Origin of the sequence: Streptomyces sp. NPDC050422 (assembly GCF_044458665.1) — a bacterium.
Taxonomy (GTDB): Bacteria; Actinomycetota; Actinomycetes; order Streptomycetales; family Streptomycetaceae; genus Streptomyces.
The window spans coordinates 223,165-242,740 of record NZ_JBITIE010000007.1 but is presented as its reverse complement, the minus strand read 5'-3'; the positions used below and the strand labels follow the sequence as shown (position 1 = coordinate 242,740).

Below are 19,576 nucleotides of genomic sequence, written 5' to 3'. Positions count from 1 at the left end.
TTCCCGCGCGGGTGCGCCCACATCTTCCCGCCGCCCACGTTTTGCATCAACTACGGTCCTGATAACGTCTTTTAACTCTGAGATACAGAATCCGGGGCGCACGCATGGAGATGCGGGAGATCGAGATCTTCCTGACGCTGGCGGAGGAGTTGCACTTCAGCCGTACGGCCGAGCGGCTGAGCATCAGCCCCGCCCGTATCAGCCAGTCGATCAGGAAGCAGGAGCGCCGCATCGGCGGGCCCCTCTTCTACCGCACCACCCGTACCGTGCACCTGTCTCCCCTCGGCGAGGAGCTGTACAGAGCGCTCAGGGGCGGATACCAGCAGATCATGCAAGGGGTCGCGACGGCCCGGGCCACCGCTCAGGGTGCTTCGGGCACGCTGGCCCTCGGCACGCTCGGCCCGTACTCCCTGCAGATCAAGGACACGCTGGAGCTGTTCCTGGCCCGCCACCCGAACGCCTGTATCCAGCACCGCGAAATACAGCCCGCCTCTCCGCTGGACCTGCTGAAATCGGGCGACGTGGACGTGGCACACCTGTGGCTTCCGGTCGGCGAGCCGGACCTGAGCATCAGCCCGACATCGTTTGCCTCCGAGGTGCTGCTGATGACCTCCGCGGACCACCCCTTCGCGACGCGTGAATCCATCTGCCTGGAGGATCTCGGCGACTGCGCCGTGGTCGAAGGCGGGTCGATCCCCGTCTGCATGGAGGAGGTCTTCAATCCCCGGTACACCCCTGCCGGCCGTCCCGTCCGCCGCGGCCCGAAGGTCTCCACCTGGCAGGAGGCCCTCAGCGTCGTCTCGTCGGGCCAGGCCACCGCCGGGGTGACGGCCGAGGTGGCCGAGTTCTACACCTGGCCGAGCCTGGCCTTCGTCCCGATCCGGGACGCTCCACCCTGCCGCTGGGCCTTCGCATGGCGCACCGCGAGCGAGTCCCCACTCGTCCGCGGCTTCGCCCGGGCAGCGGCCGACGTGGACGGGCCGGCGGGGCCGCAGTGCACTACTGAGGGGGCCGCGCACTCCTGAGGGCCCGGGGCGCATACGAGTTGCCCCGGGCCCGGACAGGGCGGCTGTTGCGGGCGAACTGTGGCGGGCGCCGCCGCAACAGCCCTTAGACGACGTCGAATTCGTTGCCCTCGGGGTCCTGCATGGCGGCGGCGAAGAGCCCCATGTCCGGCTCGTCCTTGATCCGCAGCACGGTGGCACCGGCTTTGACCAGCCGTTCCACCGTTGCCTTGACCCGCTGTGTGCGGACGTCCAGCGGGACATCGCGGCCGCCACCGACCTTCAGGTCGAAGTGCCACCGGTTCTTGGCGGCCTTCGGCTCCGGAACCTGCTGGAACCACACCCGCGGTCCGTGTTCCGCGGGATCGATGATCGACTCCGGAATATCCCCGGCGCCGGGTGGCAACTCCGCCTCGGGCACCCCCATTTCCGCCCAGTAGGCACGCCACGTGGTGTGCCCGGCCGGAGGAGGCTCAGGGACGTAGCCCAGGGCCTCGGCCCAGAAAGTCACCATTCTCTGCGGATCGGAGCAGTCGATCGTCAGCTGCACTGTCATTTCCATGCTCGGAGCATCCCAGGCAGGTCTGACAGACGGTCCACTCGCAGCGGCTACTCGTGCGTCCTCGGTGCTGTCCGAGGCCCCGTGCCCGGAAGCCGGACCGTCACGAGGAGACCGCCTGTGGGGCGGGCGATGAGGTCGAGGGTTCCGGCGTGGGCGCGGACGATGCTGTGCACGATGGCCAGTCCGAGCCCGACGCCCGCGTGTTCGTGGGTGCGTACGCGTTCCGTACCGCGCTGGGGTTCGGTCAGGGGCGGTACGAGTTCCGGGGGAAGCCGGCGGCCCGTGTTCTCGACCCGCAGCACGCTCGTGTCGCCGTGCGCCTCGGTGTGGACCGTCACCATGCCGTCCGTGGGGCGGTTGTGGACGACCGCGTTCTGGACGAGATTCGTCACCATCCGCAGCAGGAGCTCCGCGGAGCTCCTGGTCAGGGCCGGTCCGCCGGGGACGGCGAATGTGATCCGGCGCCGTTCGGCGAGGGGGTGCAGCGTTTCGGCGGCCTCCTCGGCGAGGAGGGAGAGGTCGACGCTTTCCCTCGTGAAGGTGGAGCGGTCGCCGCGGCTGAGCAGTAGGAGCGCCTCGGTGAGGTCGATCGCCCGCGTATTCACCGCGTGCAGACGGTCGATGAGTTCGCCCCGGTCCCGCGTGGGGTCCTTGCGGGCGACGTCCAGCAGCGTGCGAGATCACCGGGACGCCGTGCTCATCGGCACCGGGCGACGGGCCCCGACCGCGGCGGAAACGGCCCGACTCGGCGGCCTGGCCGCGCGCTTGCCGCTCCGCCTCGGCTGACGGGCATCGTCTGTAGACCGAGTTGAGAGCGATGTGGGTGTAGTTCGGGGCCGGAGCGTCTCGTATGTGGGCGCCTGATCTGTCCACTTCGCTCTCAACTTTGGATTTCGCGCGACCGCGCGGCGACGGTCAGCCGACGCGACCGACGTGCATCACGATCACGGAGACTTGGGCTTGATCAGGTACGGCGACGCCGCGCCAGGCCGAGTCGCGCGCGGACCTGGTCATGGGGAACCGTTTCGACGGTGCCGGGTGCCTGCCGTGCCTGGTACTGGGCGAGGGCCAGTGCGTCTTCGAGTTCAGCGAGTTCCTGCGGGTTGATCAGTACGGCAGCGGGCCGGCCGTGGTCGGTGAGGGTGATGCGCTCCCGCGCGCTCGAGGCCCTGAGGACAAGGGAGTCGAAGTGTGCGCGGGCCTCTGCGATCGGCAGTGTGTCACTCATGCAATGAAGTGTGCACTTGATCACCGTTCCGGGCCGTGGCTACCCAGGAGCAATTTTCGCTACAGCCGTTGCGTAATGCCCCGGCCGGCGCTACCTTCGTTTTACGAAACGGTTGTAGCGATAAGGGGTGGGCCCGTGGAACCGGTAGTCCGGCGCGGTCGGCCGCGCAGTGAGGCGGCGGATGCCCGCCTCATCGGCGCGGCCCTGGAGTTGCTGCTCGCACGCGGCTACGACGCCTTCTCGGTCGACGAAGTGGCGGTGAAGGCCGGGGTCGCCAAGACCACGCTGTACCGGCGATGGCCCACCAAGGACCACCTCGTCGTCGCCGTCGTGGCGCGGATGCAGGATGAGGTCCCCGTCGAGTACCGGGGCGACGTGCGCGCCGATCTCACGCGCTACCTCAACGCGATCGTCGACGGCCTCGAACGTATGCGGCTCGCCGGGCGCCCCGCCGCGTCGGGTGACGCGTCCGCCGGGCTCGTCGCGGAGGTCGCCGCCGCCGCCGCGCGGCACGCGGACATTGGCTCCGCCGTGCAGGCCATGTTCGTCCGGCGCAACGCCCTGGTGCTCCGGCTCATCGAACAGGCCCGGGATGCGGGGGAGTTGCGTGAGGACGCCGAGCCCGAGGTGCTCTTCGACCAGTTGGCCGGGGCCCTGTACTACCGGCTGCTCATCACCGGCCGCCCCCTCGGCCCCGCGTACGTCGACCGGCTGGTGACCAGTGTGCTGCGGGGTGCCGCCGCCTGAGGCGGGCCGGGCCCCGGACCGCGTAACCCCTGACGAGAGGAAGTACGACGATGACCGCCGCCTTACCGTCCACACCGTCCACGCCGGCCGAGGCACCCCGGGATCCGGCTCAGGCTCCGGCCGCCGTTCCCGCCCGGCGCCGCAGGCGTCGCGTACTCCTCGGAGCTGGAGCGGCGCTCGTCGCCCTGCTCGGCGGGTACACGGCGTGGAGCAACACCCACCCCGTCCGGCTGACCGCCTCCATCGAGATCGAGGCGTCGCCCGACGAGGTCTGGCAGGTGCTGACCGACCTCGCCGCCTATCCGCAGTGGAACCCGTTCATGACCTCGACGGAGGTGACCTCGCAGGGCGGCCGCCTCGAAGAGGGCGCGACCCTGCGCAACGTGATGCACGACAGGACCGGGGACACCGTCTTCACCCCGGAAGTCCTGACCCTGGAGCCGGGCCGGGAGCTGCGGTGGATCGGGAAGATGGGGCCCGGCTGGATCGCGGACGGGGAGCACCGGTTCGTGATCGAGGAGATCGAGGGCGGTCGGGTCCGCCTCACGCAGAGCGAGTCCTTCACCGGGGTCGCCGTGCCGTTCGTGGCAGGGCAGCTGAGGGCCGACACGCTCCCGCAGTTCCGTGCGATGAACGAGGCCCTGGCCCGGCGGGTCGAGGCGGTGGAGCGTGAGTGACGCGCCCCGGCCGCCTCGAAGGCCGGGGCGCGTCGGTCACGGCAGCGGCCCGTCCAGGATGCGGCCCACCAGGTCGGCCACCGCTCCCTCGGAACAGGGCGCGACCACGATGTCCGCGGCCTTCAGGACCTGCGGGTGACCGTCGCCGACCGCCGCGCCGAGTCCTGCGAGGCGGACCATGCCGGTGTCGTTAGGGTTGTCCCCGATGGCGGCGATCCGGGTGATGTCCATGCCGTAGCGGGCGGCCAACTCCCGTAGCGCGGACTCCTTGCCGGCACCGGGGGGCAGGACCTCCAGGTACGTGTCCTCCGACTGGACGAGCAGGGCGTCCGGGCAGTGGTGGGTCACCAGATCGGCGAGGGGAGCGGGGTTCCGGCCGTCGGAGATCAGCATCACCTTGGTGGGCGGGCTGCCCGCCGGGCCGTTCAGTGCGCGGTGAGCGTCATCTCGAAGGAGTACCGCGACGCCCGGTAGAGGTGGGAGCCGAACTCCACCGGGCGTTCCGCGTCGCCCAGGACCGTGCGCTCCATGGTGAGCAGCGTGCCGCTGCGGCCCTCGTCCAGCAGGCGGGCCTCCGCCGCGGTGGCCCTGCGCGCCCCGATGTTCTGACGGGCGGTGCGCAGGGCGATGCCGGCCCGCTTGAGCAGTTCGTAGAGCCCGTACTGGGTGAGCTCGTCCTCGGTCAGGGTCAGCAGGTCCGCCGGAAGGTGGTTCTGCATGACGGCTATCGGCTCGTCGTTCGCGTAACGCAGCCGGCGCAGTGCCACGGTGGGCGTGCCCGGTTCGAGCGCGAGCGCGGCCGCGACGGCGCCCGCGGCGGGCACGGTCGCCATGGACAGCACCTCGGTGCGGGGCCGGCGGTCGTCCCGCTTGAGGTCCTCGAAGAGACTGGTCAGCTCGACCTGCCTGCGTACCCGGTTGTTGACGACCTGGGTACCCACGCCGCGTTTGCGTGCGAGGAGCCCCTTGTCGACGAGGTGCTGCATGGCCTGACGCATCGTCGGACGGGAGAGCCCGAACTTGTCCGCCAGGGCGATCTCGTTCTCCAGCCGGGTGCCGGGCGCCAACGTGCCGGACTCGATGAGCTGTTGGAGCTGCTGCGCGACCTGGAAGTACAGCGGTACGGGACTGCTGCGGTCGATGCTTATCAGCCTGGTGATCGATTCCATGGGACTCCTCGATACGTAGAACCAGGCCCTCAGTATGCCGCACACTTCGACTCAAGCTCTGTACGTATATATGTCAGAACAAATGCTTGACTCGTTGTGAGTGCCGAGGATACAAATCAGGGACAGGCATCCACTCCTCCTCGATCCGGAGGCATTTGCGCATGCGCATCGGACTCATCGGTACCGGCCGCATCGGCACGTTCCACGCCGAGACCCTGATCGGACTGCCCGCCGTGACGCGGGTCGTCCTCCACGACGCCCTTGAACGCCAGGCACACGACCTGGCCGCCAAACTCGGGGCCGAGCACGCCGCCGACCTCGACGGACTGCTGGCCTCCGGCCCGGACGCCGTCGTGATCGCCGCTCCCACCGCCGCCCACGCGGACCTCGTACGGGCCGCAGCCGCCGCCGGAGTGCCGGTCTTCTGCGAGAAGCCGATCGCCGGCACCCTCGCCGACACCCGTGCCCTGCTGGCCGAGCTCGACTCCACCGGCGTGCCGCTCCAGGTCGGCTTCCAGCGCCGCTTCGACGCCGGTTACACCGCGCTGCGTGACGCCGTCGCCGCCGGTGAACTGGGCTGGCTCCACACCATCCGGGCCTGCACCGCCGACCCCGCGCCGCCACCGGCCGGATACCTGCCCGCGTCGGGCGGCATCTTCCGCGACTGCGCCGTGCACGACTTCGACATCGTGCGCTGGGTCACCGGCCGCGAGGTCGTCGAGGTCAGCGCCACCGGCTCCAACCGGGGCGAGCCCTACTTCACCGCCGCCGGTGACGTCGACACCGCCGTCACCGTCCTCACCCTGGACGACGACACGCTGGTGACGTGCACCGCCACCCGTTACAACGGCGCCGGTTACGACGTACGGATGGAGGTGGCCGGCTCCGCCGGTACCCTGGCCACCGGCCTCGACCCCCACGCCCCCCTCCGCTTCACCGCCGGCGGACCGCAGCCCGCGACCGTCTCCCACGACGGATTCCTCAGCCGCTTCCGCGACGCGTACGTCGCCGAGCTGACCGCCTTCACCGAAGTCGCCGCGGGCACCCGCCCCAGCCCCTGCACGGGGGACGACGCGCTGGCCGCCCTGCTGGTCGCCGAGGCCGCCGACCTGTCGTGCCGCACCGGCCGTCCCGTACGAGTAGAGGAGGCGGGCCGATGATCCGCGTAGCCGGAGCCCCCATCTCCTGGGGCGTGTGCGAAGTCCCCGGCTGGGGACACCAGATGGCCCCCGAGCGGGTCCTCGACGAGATGGCCGCCGCCGGTCTCGCCGCCACCGAGTTCGGGCCCGACGGCTTCCTGCCGCAGGACCCCGACGCCCGCGCGGAACTGCTCGCCGGACACGGCCTGGCCGCCGTCGGCGGATTCGTCCCCGTCGTCCTCCACGACCCCGGCCGCGACCCGCTGCCCGAAGTCCGGCGCGCCCTGGCCGGGTTCGGGTCGGCGCGGACGCTGGTCCTGGCCGCCGCCACCGGGTCCGACGGCTACGACGCCCGCCCCGAACTCTCCGCACGGGAATGGGACACCCTGCTGGCCAACCTCGACCGGATCGCCGCCCACGCCGGCGCCGAGGGCATCACCGCCACCCTCCATCCGCACATCGGCACGATGGTCGAGGGCCCGGACGAGGTCGACCGCGTCCTCACCGGCAGCTCCGTCCCCCTCTGCCTGGACACCGGCCATCTGCTGGCCGGTGGCAACGACCCCGTCGCCCTGGCCCGCCGGGCCGCCGACCGCATCGCGCACGTCCACCTCAAGGACGTCGACGCCGCGCTCGCCGCCCGCGTCCGGGCCGGGGACGTCACGTACACGGAAGCCGTCCGGACCGGCCTCTACCAGCCGCTCGGCCGCGGTGACGTGGACATCTCCGCGATCACCACCGCCCTGGACGGGGCCGGCTACGACGGGTGGTACGTACTCGAACAGGACACCGTCCTCGACGCCGAACCCGCGCTGGGCGAAGGCCCGTCGGCCGACGTCGTGGCATCCCTCGCCCATCTGCGCAAGGTGACGTCGTGACAGCCCCGGAACCGGACCCGGACCGGTACGCACCCGAGGTGCTCGTCATGGGGCGGCTCGGCGTGGACCTCTACCCGCTCCAGCAGGGGGTGGGCCTCGCCGACGTCGATACCTTCGGCAAGCAGCTGGGCGGCAGCGCGGCCAACGTCGCCGTCGCCGCAGCCCGGCACGGCCGCCGTACCGCCCTGATCAGCCGCACCGGGCAGGACCCCTTCGGCGACTACCTCCGGGCCGAGCTCGGCCGTTACGGAGTCGACGCCGCCCGGGTCCACGCCGTCGCGGGGCCCCCGACCCCGGTCACCTTCTGCGAGGTGTTCCCGCCCGACGACTTCCCCATCTGGTTCTACCGCCCGCCCGGCACCCCGGACCTCCGGATCCACCCCGAGGAACTGGACCTGGACGAGGTGCGCACGGCCGGACTGCTCTGGGTCACCGGCACCGGACTGTCCGCCGAACCCAGCGCCGCCGCCCACCTCGCCGCCCTGACCGCCCGCGACCGGTCGGGGATCACCGTCCTCGACCTCGACTACCGGCCCGGCCTCTGGCCCTCCCCGCAGGCAGCCGGACCCGCCCTGCGGGCCGCCCTCGCCGGGGCGACCGTGGCCGTCGGCAACCTCGACGAGTGCGAGGCGGCCGTCGGCGTACGGGACCCGGACGCCGCGGCGGACGCCCTGCTCGCCACCGGCATCGACCTGGCCGTGGTCAAACAAGGACCCGCGGGGGTGCTGGCACGCACCGCCACCGAGCGGGTCGTCGTCGCACCCCACCCCGTCCGCGTCGTCAACGGCCTCGGAGCGGGCGACGCCTTCGGCGGCGCCCTCTGCCACGGCCTGCTCGCGGGCTGGCCACTGACGCGGACCCTTCGCTTCGCCAACGCCGCAGGCGCCTACGTCGCGGGGCGGCTCTTCTGCGCTCCCGACATGCCGACTACCCCCCAGGTGGAGGACATGATGGACCACGCCCACACCCCCGAAGCGGCACCGCATGCGTGACGGAGCACTCCAGACGCTGATGGAGACCCGGGCCCGGCGGCCCGAGGCGATCCTGGAGGCGGCCCAGCGGCGCAGCCGTCGCCCGATGATCCAGCCGTCCGGCCGGCTGATGCTGGTGGCCGCCGACCATCCGGCCCGCGGCGCCCTCGCCGTACGCGGCAGGCCCGACGCGATGGCGAACCGCGCCGGACTCCTCGACCGTCTGCTGACCGCCCTGGAACGCCCGGGCGTGGACGGCGTGCTCGGCACCCCCGACGTACTGGAGGACCTGCTGCTGCTCGGCGCCCTGGAGGACAAGGTCGTCATCGGCTCGATGAACCGCGGCGGCGTGCCCGAGACCGTCTTCGAGATGGACGACCGCTTCACCGCCTACGACGCCGCCTCGATCGAGGAGATGGGCTTCAACGCCGGGAAGATGCTCCTGCGCATCGACCCGACCGACCCCGCCACCGCCACCACCCTGGTCGGCTGCGCGGACGCCGTCTCCTCCCTCGCGGACCGCAGGCTGACGGCCCTGGTCGAGCCCTTCTGGGTCCGGCGCGGGCCCGACGGGCGAGCGGCCAACGACCTGCGGCCCGAGGCGATGACGCGCGCGCTGGCCATCGCCCAGGGACTCGGCCGCACCTCCGCCTACACCTGGCTGAAGGTTCCGGTGGTCGAGAACATGGAGGCGGTGATGGAGGCGTCGACACTGCCCGCGCTGCTGCTGGGCGGCGACCCTCCGGGCACCCCGGACGAGACGTACGCCTCGTGGGAGAAGGCGCTCCGGCTCCCCACCGTGCGCGGCCTGGTCGCAGGCCGCTCGCTGCTCTACCCGCCCGACGACGACGTGGCCGCCGCGGTGGACACCGCCGTCGGCCTGCTGTGAGAGGAGACGCCATGGACGGCCACCAGCCCGCGGGCAGCACCGCACACGGCCCCTGGTCCGTGGACACCGGCATGCGGCACACCGGACTCAGAGTGCTGGAACTCGACCCCGGCGGCGCGCAGTCCTTCGGTACGCAGGAACGCGAGGTGATCGTGCTGCCCCTGTCCGGGGCCTGCTCGGTGCGCTGCGGAGCCGAGGAGTTCGAACTGGCGGGCCGCCCCGGTGTCTTCGAGGGCGTGAGCGACTTCGCGTACGTCCCCCGGCGCAGCGACGCCGTCATCAGCAGCCCCGGGGGCGGCCGCTTCGCGGTGGCGAGCGGCACCGCACGGCGCGACCTGCCGTTCCGCCACGGCCCGGCGAAGGACGTGCCGGTCGAGACGCGCGGTACGGGTTCGTGCCGCCGGCAGGTCAACAACCTGGCCAGCGCCGACGGCTTCGCGTGCGACCGGCTGATCGTGGTGGAGGTCCTCACCCCGGACGGGAACTGGTCCAGCTACCCGCCGCACAAGCACGACGAGCACACCGCGACCGAGTCGGAGCTGGAGGAGGTCTACTACTTCGAGATCGGCCGCGGCGGCTTCGGCCAGCACCGGCTCGGCGGCAGCCCGCCCGGCCCCGCCGGCGAGACGGCCGAAGTCCGCACCGGTGACGTCGTGCTGGTCCCGTACGGCTGGCACGGCCCGTCGGCCGCGCTGCCCGGCTACCCGATGTACTACCTCAACGTGATGGCCGGCCCGCACGACGAGCGCGCCTGGCGGATCACCGACGACCCGGCACACGCCTGGGTCCGCGAAACCTGGAGCTCCACTCCGGCCACACCCTCCGCGGAAGGAACGGCATGATCCGGCTGACCGTCGCCCAGGCACTGGTGCGCTTCCTGGTCGCCCAGCACACCGAACGGGACGGGGAGAGCCGGCGCCTGTTCGCCGGCTGCTTCGGCATCTTCGGCCACGGCAACGTCGCGGGCCTGGGGCAGGCGCTGTGGGAGAACCGCGACCTGACGTACTACCAGGCACGCAACGAACAGGCGATGGTGCACACCGCTGCCGCGTACGCCCGGATGTCCGACCGCCTCTCGACGTTCGCCTGCACCGCCTCGGTCGGGCCCGGGGCCACCAACATGATCACCGCCGCCGCGGGGGCCACCATCAACCGGCTGCCCGTGCTGCTCCTGCCCGGGGACACCTTCGCCACGCGCGTCGCCGAACCGGTGCTCCAGCAGCTGGAGATGCCGTGGGCGGGCGACATGACGGTCAACGACGCCTTCCGCCCCGTCTCCCGGTACTTCGACCGGATCAGCCGCCCCGAGCAGCTGATCGGCGCCGCGCTGGCGGCCGTACGCACGCTCACCGACCCGGTGGACACCGGCGCGGTGACGCTCGCGCTGCCCCAGGACGTGCAGGCGGAGGCGTACGACTGGCCGGAGGAGTTCCTGGCCCACCGGGTCTGGCGCATCGACCGGCCGGCCCCGCAGCCCCAGGTGCTGGCCGACGCCGTCCGCATGATCCGGGCCGCCCGCCGCCCCCTCGTGGTGGCCGGCGGCGGGGTCGTCTACGCGGGCGCCACCGCGGCGCTGGACGCCTTCGCCCGCGCCACCGGAATCCCGGTCGCCGAGACGCAGGCGGGCAAGGGCGCGCTCCGGCACGGCCACCCGTGTGCGGCGGGCGCCATCGGGCACACCGGCACGACGGCGGCCGACGCGCTGGCCCGGGAGGCCGACCTGGTGATCGGCATCGGCACCCGCTACAGCGACTTCACGACCGCCTCGCACACCCAGTTCGCCGGCCCCGGAGTCCGGTTCCTCAACATCAACGTGGCCCGGCTCGACGCGGTGAAGCACGCCGGCCTGGCGATGGTCGCCGACGCCCGCACCGCCCTGGAGGCGCTGACCGCCGCACTGTCCGACTGGCAGGTCCCCGCGGAGCACCGCGCCCGGACCACCGCCCTGGCCCGCGACTGGGACGCGGCCGTGGACGCCGCGTACCACCTGGGCCACACCCCGAAGCCGGCCCAGTCGGAGGTGGTCGGAGCGGTCAACGAGGCGGCCGGCGAGGACGGTGTGGTGGTCTGCGCGGCCGGATCGCTCCCGGGCGACCTGCATAAGCTCTGGCGGGCTGCGGACCCGAAGCAGTACCACGTCGAATACGGGTACTCCTGCATGGGTTACGAGATCGCCGGCGGGCTCGGCGTGAAGCTCGCCGCCCCCGAGCGCGAGGTCTTCGTCATGGTGGGCGACGGCTCCTACCTGATGATGGCGCAGGAACTGGTGACGGCCGTGGCCGAAGGGGTCAAGCTCATCGTGGTCCTGGTCCAGAACCACGGCTTCGCGTCGATCGGCGCGCTCTCCGAAACGGTGGGGGCCCCGCGCTTCGGCACCTGGTACCGCTACCGCGACGCGGACAGCGGAGCGCTGGAGGGCGACCGGCTGCCCGTCGACCTGGCGGCCAACGCGGCGAGCCTGGGCGCGGACGTCCTGCGCGTCACCGGCATCGCCGAACTCCGGGGCGCCCTCGCGAAGGCCAGGGCCGCCGACCGGTGCACGGTGATCCACATCGAAACGGACCCGCTGGCCCCCTCGCCCTCCTCCGGAGCCTGGTGGGACGTGCCGGTCGCGGAGGTCTCCGACGCGCCGGAGACCAGGACGGCCCGGGAGGCGTACGTGAAGGCCAAGTCGGACCAGCGGCCGTACCTCTGAGGAGCCGCGTCGACGGGCCGGTTGCCCGGTGCCCGGCCCGCCGACGCTCAGCAGACGTACCGGAGTCCGGCCGGCGGGCACCCGGCTACAGCGCCCGCAGCAACCTCGCTCAGCAGACGTACCGGAGTCCGGCCGGCGGGCACCCGGCTACAGCGCCCGCAGCAACCTCGCTCGCGGCGGCTCCGGTGCGTCCGCGCCCTTGCTCAGCAGCGCCGGCAGCTCCGTCAGCGCGTTGATGCGGAAGTCGGCGGTCTCCACCACGTCCGGGTGGTCCGCCCACCAGTACCCGCACGCGCCCCGCCGGATGTGCGCCGCCCGCAGCCCCGAGGACTTGGCCGGGAACAGGTCGCCCGCCGGGTGGTCGCCCACGTACAGCGTGGACTGCGGGTCCGAACCGGTCAGCTCCAGGATGCGCGCGAAGAAGGCCGGGTCGGGCTTGGCGACGCCCCACTCGTCCGAGGTGGCCACCAGATCCGCGGGCAGGTCCAGCGCCCGCAGGAGCTCCCCGGCCCGTGCCGTCCCGTTGCCCGCGACCACCACCCGTACGCCCAGCGCCCGCAGTTCCGCCAGCGCCGGCCGCACGTCCGGGTAGAGGTCCGACTCGTCCAGGTGCTCACCGCGCCCGGCGGCGGCGCGGGCCAGCGAGGCCTCGGTGACGTCCATGTCGGGGCGCAGCATGCTCAGCGCGTCGGCGCTGTCCCGGCCCTGGACGACCGCGGCCCCGACCAGCGCACTCAGCGTGTGCGGCGGGACGCCGAGCCAGTTGGCCCAGGACGCCCAGTAGCGGTCGTCGCGGACGAGTGTCTCGCCGATGTCGAAGACGATCGTTTCCATCACCGGGCCGAGCCTACGGGGCGAGAGCCGCTGCGCGGCCGAGGCGCCAGGGGCGTGGGTGACCTGCGGGAGATCCGGCCGGTCACCGGCCGACTACTCGCTCGTATGCTCGGTTCATGACCGATCCTCAGCGCGGACGCCCCACCACCAACTCCATGCGACGTGCCCTCAAGCGTGCCAGAGACGGTGTCGCCCTCGACGTGACCGAGGCCGCCGTCCTGCTCCAGGCGCGCGGCGACGATCTGACGGATCTCGCCGCGTCCGCCGCCCGGGTGCGCGACGCGGGCCTGGCAGCGGCGGGCCGGCCCGGTGTCATCACGTACTCCCGCAAGGTCTTCATCCCGCTGACCCGGCTCTGCCGCGACAAGTGCCACTACTGCACCTTCGTCACCGTCCCCGGCAAGCTCCGGCGCGAGGGCCACGGCATGTTCCTGTCCCCGGACGAGGTCCTCGCGATCGCCCGCGAGGGTGCGGCGATGGGCTGCAAGGAAGCGCTGTTCACGCTGGGCGACCGGCCGGAGGACCGTTGGCCGGAGGCCAGGGAGTGGCTGGAGGCCGAGGGGTACGACGACACCCTCGCGTACGTACGCGCCATGGCGATCCGCGTCCTCGAGGAGACGGGCCTCCTCCCGCACCTCAACCCGGGCGTCATGACCTGGACCGACCTCCAGCGCCTCAAGCCCGTCGCCCCGTCCATGGGCATGATGCTGGAGACGACCGCGACCCGCCTGTGGTCCGAGCCCGGCGGCCCGCACCACGGCTCCCCGGACAAGGAACCGGCCGTGCGGCTGCGCGTACTCGAAGACGCCGGCCGGTCCAACGTCCCGTTCACCACCGGCATCCTCATCGGCATCGGCGAGTCGTACGAGGAGCGCGCCGACTCCCTCTTCGAGCTGCGCAGGACCGCCCGCGCCTACCACGGCATCCAGGAAGTCATCGTCCAGAACTTCCGCGCCAAGCCCGACACGGCGATGCGCGCCATGCCGGACGCGGAGCTGGAGGAGCTGGCCGCCGCCATCGCCGTCGCCCGCCACATCCTCGGCCCGTCCGCCCGCATCCAGGCCCCGCCGAACCTCGTCGACGCGGAGTACGCGCTGATCGTCGGCGCCGGCATCGACGACTGGGGCGGCGTCTCGCCGCTCACCCCGGACCATGTGAACCCCGAGCGCCCCTGGCCGCACATCGACGAGCTGGCCGCCAGGACCGCCGAGGTGGGCTTCGAGCTGCGCGAACGCCTCACCATCTACCCGGAGTTCATCCAGCGCGGCGAGCCCTGGCTCGACCCCCGCCTCCTCCCGCACGTCCGCGCCCTCGCCGACCCGGAGACCGGGCTCGCGAAGGAAGGGGCGATCCCGGTCGGCCTGCCCTGGCAGGAACCGGACGAGGAGTTCGGTTCCTCCGGCCGCACCGATCTGCACCGCACCATCGACACCGAGGGCCGCACCGGCGACCGCCGCGACGACTTCGACGAGGTGTACGGGGACTGGGAGGCGCTCCGCGAGGCGGCGGCGCCCGGCATGGTCCCGTCCCGCATCGACACCGACGTGAAGGGCGCGCTGAGCCAGGCCGCCGACGATCCGACGAAGCTGACCGACGCCCAGGCACTGACCCTGCTCCACGCGGACGGACCGGCCCTGGACGAGCTGTGCCGGATCGCGGACACCCTGCGCCGTGACGTGGTCGGTGACGACGTCACGTACATCGTCACGCGCAACATCAACTTCACCAACGTCTGCTACACCGGCTGCCGCTTCTGCGCCTTCGCCCAGCGGCGCACCGACGCCGACGCGTACACCCTCTCCCTGGACCAGGTCGCCGACCGGGCCGCACAGGCCTGGGACGTCGGCGCGGTCGAGGTCTGCATGCAGGGCGGGATCCACCCGGACCTGCCCGGCACCGCGTACTTCGACATCGCGCGGGCGGTGAAGGAACGCGTGCCCGGCATGCACGTCCACGCCTTCTCCCCGATGGAGGTCGTCAACGGGGCCACCCGCACCGGCATGTCCATCCGCGACTGGCTGATCGCCGCCAAGGAGGCCGGGCTCGACTCGATCCCCGGCACCGCGGCGGAGATCCTGGACGACGAGGTCCGCTGGGTCCTCACCAAGGGCAAGCTGCCGACGGCGACCTGGCTGGAGGTCATCAAGACGGCTCACGAGGTGGGCCTGCGCTCCTCCTCCACGATGATGTACGGCCACGTCGACCAGCCCCGCCACTGGCTGGGCCACCTGCGGACCCTCGCCGACCTCCAGCAGGAGACCGGCGGCCTCACCGAGTTCGTGACGCTCCCCTTCATCCACACGAACGCCCCCGTCTACCTGGCCGGAATCGCCCGCCCCGGCCCCACCGACCGCGACAACCGGGCCGTCACCGCGATGGCCCGTCTCCTGCTCCACCCGCACATCACCAACATCCAGACCAGCTGGGTGAAGCTGGGCACGGAGGGCGCGGCGGAGATGCTCCGCTCGGGCGCGAACGACCTGGGCGGCACGCTGATGGAGGAGACCATCTCCCGGATGGCCGGGTCGAGTTACGGCTCCTACAAGTCCGTGCAGGACCTGATCGCGGTGGCCGAGGCGGCGGGCCGCCCGGCGAAGCCGCGTACGACGCTGTACGGGGAGGTGCCGGAGGAGCGGGTGGCGGCAGCGGCGGCCTCGGACGGACATCTGCCGGAACTGCTGCCGGTGTTGCCGCAGTAGCGGGGGCGGGCCGCTTCCGGAGCGGGGCATCGGAGCTCCGGAAGCGGCCTGTTCGCGCGCGCGTTCGCGTCGCGCCACTCGGACGGGTGAGGGGTCTCTCGTACCGCGTTGCCCGCCCTTCCGCCCTGCATATGCTCCCGGCAAGAAGTGGCCCCAGGTGTGCGTGGATCTGCACGGGGCTCGCACCGCCCGGAGGGAATCCGCATGGTCAGCTCGCCGCACGAGGCGATGCATCGCATCTTTCAGGAGTACCCGGGGCTGTTCTCCCGCGTCTCGGAGTTACTGGGTGTTCCCATCGCAGCCCCCACCTCCGTCTCGGTGATGCCGACCGACCTCACCGAGAACCGCCCCGTCGAACGGCGCGTGGACACGCTGCTGCGCCTCGACGTCGAGGGCGACGAGTCGTTTCTCCTGGCCGTCGAGGCCCAGGGCAAGAAGGACGAGGACAAGCCCGCGAGCTGGGCCTACTACCTGTCCTACCTCTACACGAAGTACAGGGTTCCGCCGCTCCTGCTGGTCGTGTGCCAGGACAGGGCGACCGCTGAATGGGCGTCCCGGACGGTCCCCATCGGCCCGCGCCAATGGCCCGCACTCACACTGCGTCCCCTGGTCGCGGGCCCGCACAACATGCCGGTGATCACCAATGTCGCCGAGGCACGCAAGGACCTGGTGCTGACCACGCTGGCCGCCATCACGCACGCGGCCGATCCGGACATCGGTGTCATACTGAAGACGCTGTCCACCGCTCTGCGGGACGCACCGGAAATCATCGCCGATCCCCTAAGGGCTGTCCCGCAATTCCTGGCGGGCGCACGACGACAGCTACGGCACCTCGCCGCGTTGTCGAAACGCCCGAATACATCCAGTATGCGGGCGCCTCTCCGCCTTGCGATGCACCGCATCTGACGCCGCGCGCTGATCCACCAGGAATTGCGGGACAGCCCTTAGTCGAACTCACCGCACAGGGTCTGGGCAGCCGCCCGGCCGCGGAACAGTGGAGGAACCTGGTGGCCGTGGACCTTTCTTTCTACAAGTCCGCCATCTCCGAAGAAATCCGGGACGAAGGCCGTTCGGAAGGCCGTTCGGAAGGCCGTGCGGAAGGCCGTGCGGAGGGCATCGCGCAGGGCATCCTGCTCTTCCTCGCCCGGGCGGGCGTCGACGTACCGGACGAGGCGCGCGAACGGATCACCACCTGCGGCGATCTCGACACCCTGAACCGCTGGCTCCTGCGGGCACCCACCGCCCAGTCCGTCGAGGACGTCTTCACCGAGAAGTAGGAAGCCCCTCGACCCAACGGTCACCGGTACCCCGACGCGTCCGCCGGCTTCCCGGCGGCGTCGACCTCGACCAGGTAGCGCCAACAGTCCGGGCGGGAGCCGTCGAGGTCGGTGAAGCCGTACTCCTGGGCGAGCTGCCCGCTGGACAACGACTGGCCGTTCCAGCGCGCGAGGTCGCCGTCCGCGGCCAGGGCGGCAACCGCGCGCCCGACGTACGACGGGCTCTCCGAGATACAGAAGTGCGGCACCTCGGTCAGTGCGTCGCGCCAGTTCTCCTCGGCCACACCGAAGTTGTCGAGCATCATCTCGGAGCGCAGCCAGCCCGGGGTGAGCGCCACCGCAGTACCGCCGTGCGGCGTCAGCTCGTGTGCGAGCACGAACGCCATGCGCAGCACGCTGTTCTTGACCAGGTCGTAGAAGTAGGAGTTGCGGTAGTTCGCACGGTTGTATGCGGCAGTCCCGTCGGTAATCTCGACCACGAGCCCGCCGCCCGGACGCCGTACCAGCAGGGGCAGCAGGAAGTGGCTGGTGATCGCGTGCGTCTCGACGCCCAGCCGGAGCAGCCGCAGCCCGTCGTCGAGGTCGTGCTCCCACACCGGCTTGTCGAACGCGAACAGCCGCTCGCCGCCCCAGATGTCGTTGACGAGGACGTCCAGCCGTCCCTGCTCGGCGTCGATGCGCTCGGCCAGCGCACGGACCTGCTCGGGTACGAGGTGGTCGGTCGGCACCGCGATGCCGGTTCCACCGGCTGCGGTGACGAGCTCCGCAGTGTCCTCGATCGTCTCGGGCCGGTCGTACTCCGATCGCCGTTCCCGGGTCGTGCGCCCCGTCACGTAGACGGTCGCACCCGCCGCGCCGAGCTGGACGGCGATGCCGCGCCCGGCGCCCCGGGTGGCTCCCGCGACCAGGGCGATCCTTTCGTGGAGTGCCGGTGCGGGTGTCGATGTCGATGTGTCGGGCATGCGTCCCCTTGAGGGTCGTGGCTGTCTGTGGACCCCGGCCCCCGCATGGCATCGCGGTGGCCGGTGGCTCCATGCTCGACGCGAACCCAGACATCTCGTGTCGTGTTTCTTCATCCGGCGCCAGGTTGAGAGTGATGTGGGCGCTCCGAGGGCGCCTCGGCCGTACCCGCAGCGCACACATCGCTCTCAACTTCCACGAAACGGTGAGAAGGCGGAAGCGCCCACCGGCCGTCAGGAGCAGTCATGGCCGACCTTCCTCCCCGCCTCCTTCCCTGGGTCTCCCCGGAGGGCAAACCGTGCTGGCTCAGCACCGACGACCCCGGGAGTCTGATGTCACGGCTGGCCGATGACATGGAGGACGAGCAGATCGAGTGCGGCGAGCAGGTGTGGGCCGGTGCGCGGGCCGTGCTGGCGGACCGGGCGGCGGGGGAGCGGGCGGTGCGGTTCGCGCTCACCAGGGCCACGGAGTCGCTGGGCGATCTGCTGCGGATCGCGCACAGCAGAGGCGGCCGGATGCAGGGGCAATCCCCGGAGAATGCCGCGCAAAACTGAACCGAACCAGCCACTTCGTACATACCGTTCTGCCCCGTTGGCAGCCCGCTCCGGTCGATTACAGTGCTGCGCAGTTACCGCGCAGTCGCACACAGGAACAGACCGGACGACCGACGGGAAGGGGCACGGTGAGCTCTGCGACCACAGCTGTCTGGGGCCGTGCCGAGCAGCAGGACTTCCGCAGCCGCGTACGGGGCGCACTGCTCGGCGGCGCCATCGGTGACGCGCTCGGCGCGGGTGTCAGCGGGCTCACGCTGGAGGAGATCCGCGAGGCCCACGGGGCCGACGCCGTCACCGACTTCGTGCCCGCCCACGGCGGACGCGGCTGCGTCACCGCCGTCACCCAGCTCACCCTGTTCACCGTCGACGGGCTGATCCGCGCCCAGGTCCGCCGCGACACCGGCGCCTGGCACCCGCCCACCGATGTGCACCGGGCCCATCTGCGCTGGGCCGCCACCCAGCACGACTGGGGGCCCGACGAACGGCGCAAGGACAACGGCTGGCTCGCCGCGCAGGAGTGGCTCTACAGTCGCCGCGCCCCCACCCGGGAGTGCCTGGGCGGCTTCGGCGACACCGTCATGGGCACCCTCGAACAGCCGAAGAACCCCACCGCGCACGACTCGGCCGCGCTCACCCGCTCCGCGCCGTTCGGGCTGCTCGTCGGCTGGGAACCGCAACTCGTGTTCCAGCTGGCCGTCGAGTGCGCCGCCCAGACGCACGGCCACCCCACCGCCCTGCTGTCCTCCGGCGCCCTCGCCGTGATGGTGCACGGGCTGGCGCGCGGCGAGACGCTGGACGGTTCCGTGCAGCACGCGCTGGCCCTGCTCGCCGAGCGGCCGGGCCACGAACCCGTCACCGAGGCGCTCCAGCAGGCCCTCGGCACCGTGCGCCAGGGCATTCCGGGCCCCGCCCTCATCGAGTCCCTGGGCGCCACGGACTCCGCCGAGGAGGTTCTCGCCGTGGCCGTGTACTGCTGCCTGGTCGGTGAGGACGTCCGGCACGGACTGCGGCTGGCCGTGAACCACGGCGGGCCGTCCGCGGCCACCGGGGCCCTGTGCGGGGCGCTGCTCGGCACGCTGCACGGCGAGACCGCGCTGCCCCCGGCCTGGCTGGCCGAGCTGGAGGGGCGTCCCACCCTTCTCGAACTCGCCGACGACTTCGCCATGGAGATGACCCAGGGGCCCGCCCTGCACGGTCCGGCCGCCGCCGCCCCGGGCTGGCTTGTCCGCTACCCGCGCGGCTGAGCACACCGGGGGCACGGAAGAGGGGCGGGTTCACGTACGGAAGCCGCCG

At 71.8% G+C, this 19,576-nt stretch carries 18 protein-coding genes and 4 pseudogenes; 15 read left to right on the top strand and 7 right to left on the bottom strand.

Annotated elements, in window-relative coordinates; genetic code table 11:
- The first annotated feature begins 104 nt into the window (after nucleotides 1–104).
- Nucleotides 105–1,025, top strand: coding sequence for a LysR family transcriptional regulator (locus tag ACIBJG_RS12820; protein ID WP_399307503.1), 921 nt, complete (start codon nucleotides 105–107; stop codon nucleotides 1,023–1,025).
- Nucleotides 1,026–1,110: 85 nt separating this feature from the next.
- Here ACIBJG_RS12820 and ACIBJG_RS12815 read toward each other — a convergent pair whose 3' ends face one another.
- Complete coding sequence (locus ACIBJG_RS12815) at nucleotides 1,111–1,566, bottom strand: VOC family protein (protein ID WP_399307502.1); 456 nt, start codon at nucleotides 1,564–1,566, stop codon at nucleotides 1,111–1,113.
- Nucleotides 1,567–1,613: 47 nt separating this feature from the next.
- Nucleotides 1,614–2,246: pseudogene (locus tag ACIBJG_RS12810) on the bottom strand (sensor histidine kinase); the annotation flags it as partial.
- Between the two features lie 4 nt (nucleotides 2,247–2,250).
- On the opposite strand from ACIBJG_RS12810, the pseudogene ACIBJG_RS12805 reads away from it, so the two are divergent.
- Nucleotides 2,251–2,352: pseudogene (locus ACIBJG_RS12805) on the top strand (maleylpyruvate isomerase); the annotation flags it as partial.
- Nucleotides 2,353–2,530: 178 nt separating this feature from the next.
- Here ACIBJG_RS12805 and ACIBJG_RS12800 read toward each other — a convergent pair.
- Entirely contained in the window at nucleotides 2,531–2,794 is a 264-nt protein-coding gene (locus ACIBJG_RS12800) for a type II toxin-antitoxin system Phd/YefM family antitoxin (protein ID WP_399307501.1), read from the bottom strand.
- Between the two features lie 135 nt (nucleotides 2,795–2,929).
- Between ACIBJG_RS12800 and ACIBJG_RS12795 the strand changes: the two genes are divergently transcribed.
- Nucleotides 2,930–3,541 (top strand): TetR/AcrR family transcriptional regulator, encoded by a 612-nt coding sequence (locus tag ACIBJG_RS12795; protein WP_399307500.1) that lies wholly within the window; start codon nucleotides 2,930–2,932, stop codon nucleotides 3,539–3,541.
- 50 nt (nucleotides 3,542–3,591) lie between these two features.
- A complete protein-coding gene (locus ACIBJG_RS12790) occupies nucleotides 3,592–4,218 on the top strand; it encodes an SRPBCC family protein (RefSeq protein ID WP_399307499.1) in 627 nt (208 codons plus the stop codon).
- Nucleotides 4,219–4,254: 36 nt separating this feature from the next.
- Here the strand turns inward: ACIBJG_RS12790 and ACIBJG_RS12785 are convergent, their stop codons facing one another.
- A complete protein-coding gene (locus tag ACIBJG_RS12785) occupies nucleotides 4,255–4,647 on the bottom strand; it encodes an HAD family hydrolase (RefSeq protein WP_399307645.1) in 393 nt (130 codons plus the stop codon).
- Nucleotides 4,644–5,387 carry a GntR family transcriptional regulator gene (locus ACIBJG_RS12780; protein WP_399307498.1) on the bottom strand — a complete coding sequence of 248 codons (744 nt, stop codon included), beginning with the start codon at nucleotides 5,385–5,387 and terminating at the stop codon, nucleotides 4,644–4,646. The genes ACIBJG_RS12785 and ACIBJG_RS12780 overlap by 4 nt, the downstream gene beginning before the upstream one ends.
- A gap of 161 nt (nucleotides 5,388–5,548) precedes the next feature.
- Here ACIBJG_RS12780 and ACIBJG_RS12775 point away from each other — a divergent pair, with 161 nt between their 5' ends.
- Genes ACIBJG_RS12775 through iolD form a run of 6 tightly spaced genes read left to right on the top strand, consistent with a single transcriptional unit; the run spans nucleotide 5,549 to nucleotide 11,959 of the window.
- The gene (locus ACIBJG_RS12775; RefSeq protein WP_399307497.1) at nucleotides 5,549–6,547 is read left to right on the top strand and encodes a Gfo/Idh/MocA family oxidoreductase; all 999 of its coding nucleotides are present in this window, start codon (nucleotides 5,549–5,551) and stop codon (nucleotides 6,545–6,547) included.
- Nucleotides 6,547–7,404, top strand: a complete 858-nt coding sequence (locus ACIBJG_RS12770) for a TIM barrel protein (RefSeq protein ID WP_399307644.1) — start codon at nucleotides 6,547–6,549, stop codon at nucleotides 7,402–7,404. The genes ACIBJG_RS12775 and ACIBJG_RS12770 overlap by 1 nt, the downstream gene beginning before the upstream one ends.
- Before the next feature lie 47 nt (nucleotides 7,405–7,451).
- Nucleotides 7,452–8,396: a 5-dehydro-2-deoxygluconokinase gene (gene iolC / locus ACIBJG_RS12765; protein WP_399307643.1), complete on the top strand. Its 945-nt coding sequence runs from the start codon at nucleotides 7,452–7,454 to the stop codon at nucleotides 8,394–8,396.
- Entirely contained in the window at nucleotides 8,389–9,264 is an 876-nt protein-coding gene (locus ACIBJG_RS12760; RefSeq protein WP_399307496.1) for a deoxyribose-phosphate aldolase, read from the top strand. The genes iolC and ACIBJG_RS12760 overlap by 8 nt, the downstream gene beginning before the upstream one ends.
- Nucleotides 9,265–9,275: 11 nt before the next feature.
- Entirely contained in the window at nucleotides 9,276–10,106 is an 831-nt protein-coding gene (gene iolB / locus ACIBJG_RS12755; protein ID WP_399307495.1) for a 5-deoxy-glucuronate isomerase, read from the top strand.
- Nucleotides 10,103–11,959 (top strand): 3D-(3,5/4)-trihydroxycyclohexane-1,2-dione acylhydrolase (decyclizing), encoded by a 1,857-nt coding sequence (gene iolD / locus ACIBJG_RS12750; protein WP_399307494.1) that lies wholly within the window; start codon nucleotides 10,103–10,105, stop codon nucleotides 11,957–11,959. Before iolB ends, iolD begins: the two co-directional genes overlap by 4 nt.
- 147 nt (nucleotides 11,960–12,106) lie before the next feature.
- Here iolD and ACIBJG_RS12745 read toward each other — a convergent pair whose 3' ends face one another.
- A complete protein-coding gene (locus tag ACIBJG_RS12745; protein WP_399307642.1) occupies nucleotides 12,107–12,793 on the bottom strand; it encodes an HAD family hydrolase in 687 nt (228 codons plus the stop codon).
- A 116-nt stretch (nucleotides 12,794–12,909) separates the two neighbouring features.
- On the opposite strand from ACIBJG_RS12745, the gene ACIBJG_RS12740 reads away from it, so the two are divergent.
- The 3 genes and pseudogenes from ACIBJG_RS12740 to ACIBJG_RS12730 all read left to right on the top strand — a co-directional run.
- On the top strand, nucleotides 12,910–15,492 hold the full coding sequence (locus ACIBJG_RS12740) for a bifunctional FO biosynthesis protein CofGH (RefSeq protein WP_399307493.1): 2,583 nt from the start codon (nucleotides 12,910–12,912) through the stop codon (nucleotides 15,490–15,492).
- Nucleotides 15,493–15,696: 204 nt separating this feature from the next.
- Nucleotides 15,697–16,271 (top strand): annotated as a pseudogene (locus ACIBJG_RS12735) (hypothetical protein); the annotation flags it as partial.
- A gap of 162 nt (nucleotides 16,272–16,433) precedes the next feature.
- Nucleotides 16,434–16,769: pseudogene (locus tag ACIBJG_RS12730) on the top strand (hypothetical protein); the annotation flags it as partial.
- A gap of 20 nt (nucleotides 16,770–16,789) precedes the next feature.
- Here ACIBJG_RS12730 and ACIBJG_RS12725 read toward each other — a convergent pair.
- Complete coding sequence (locus tag ACIBJG_RS12725) at nucleotides 16,790–17,731, bottom strand: SDR family oxidoreductase (protein WP_399307492.1); 942 nt, start codon at nucleotides 17,729–17,731, stop codon at nucleotides 16,790–16,792.
- Nucleotides 17,732–17,974: 243 nt separating this feature from the next.
- Between ACIBJG_RS12725 and ACIBJG_RS12720 the strand changes: the two genes are divergently transcribed.
- Nucleotides 17,975–18,283, top strand: coding sequence for a hypothetical protein (locus tag ACIBJG_RS12720; protein ID WP_399307491.1), 309 nt, complete (start codon nucleotides 17,975–17,977; stop codon nucleotides 18,281–18,283).
- A 128-nt stretch (nucleotides 18,284–18,411) separates the two neighbouring features.
- Complete coding sequence (locus ACIBJG_RS12715; protein ID WP_399307490.1) at nucleotides 18,412–19,527, top strand: ADP-ribosylglycohydrolase family protein; 1,116 nt, start codon at nucleotides 18,412–18,414, stop codon at nucleotides 19,525–19,527.
- Nucleotides 19,528–19,576 lie beyond the last annotated feature (49 nt).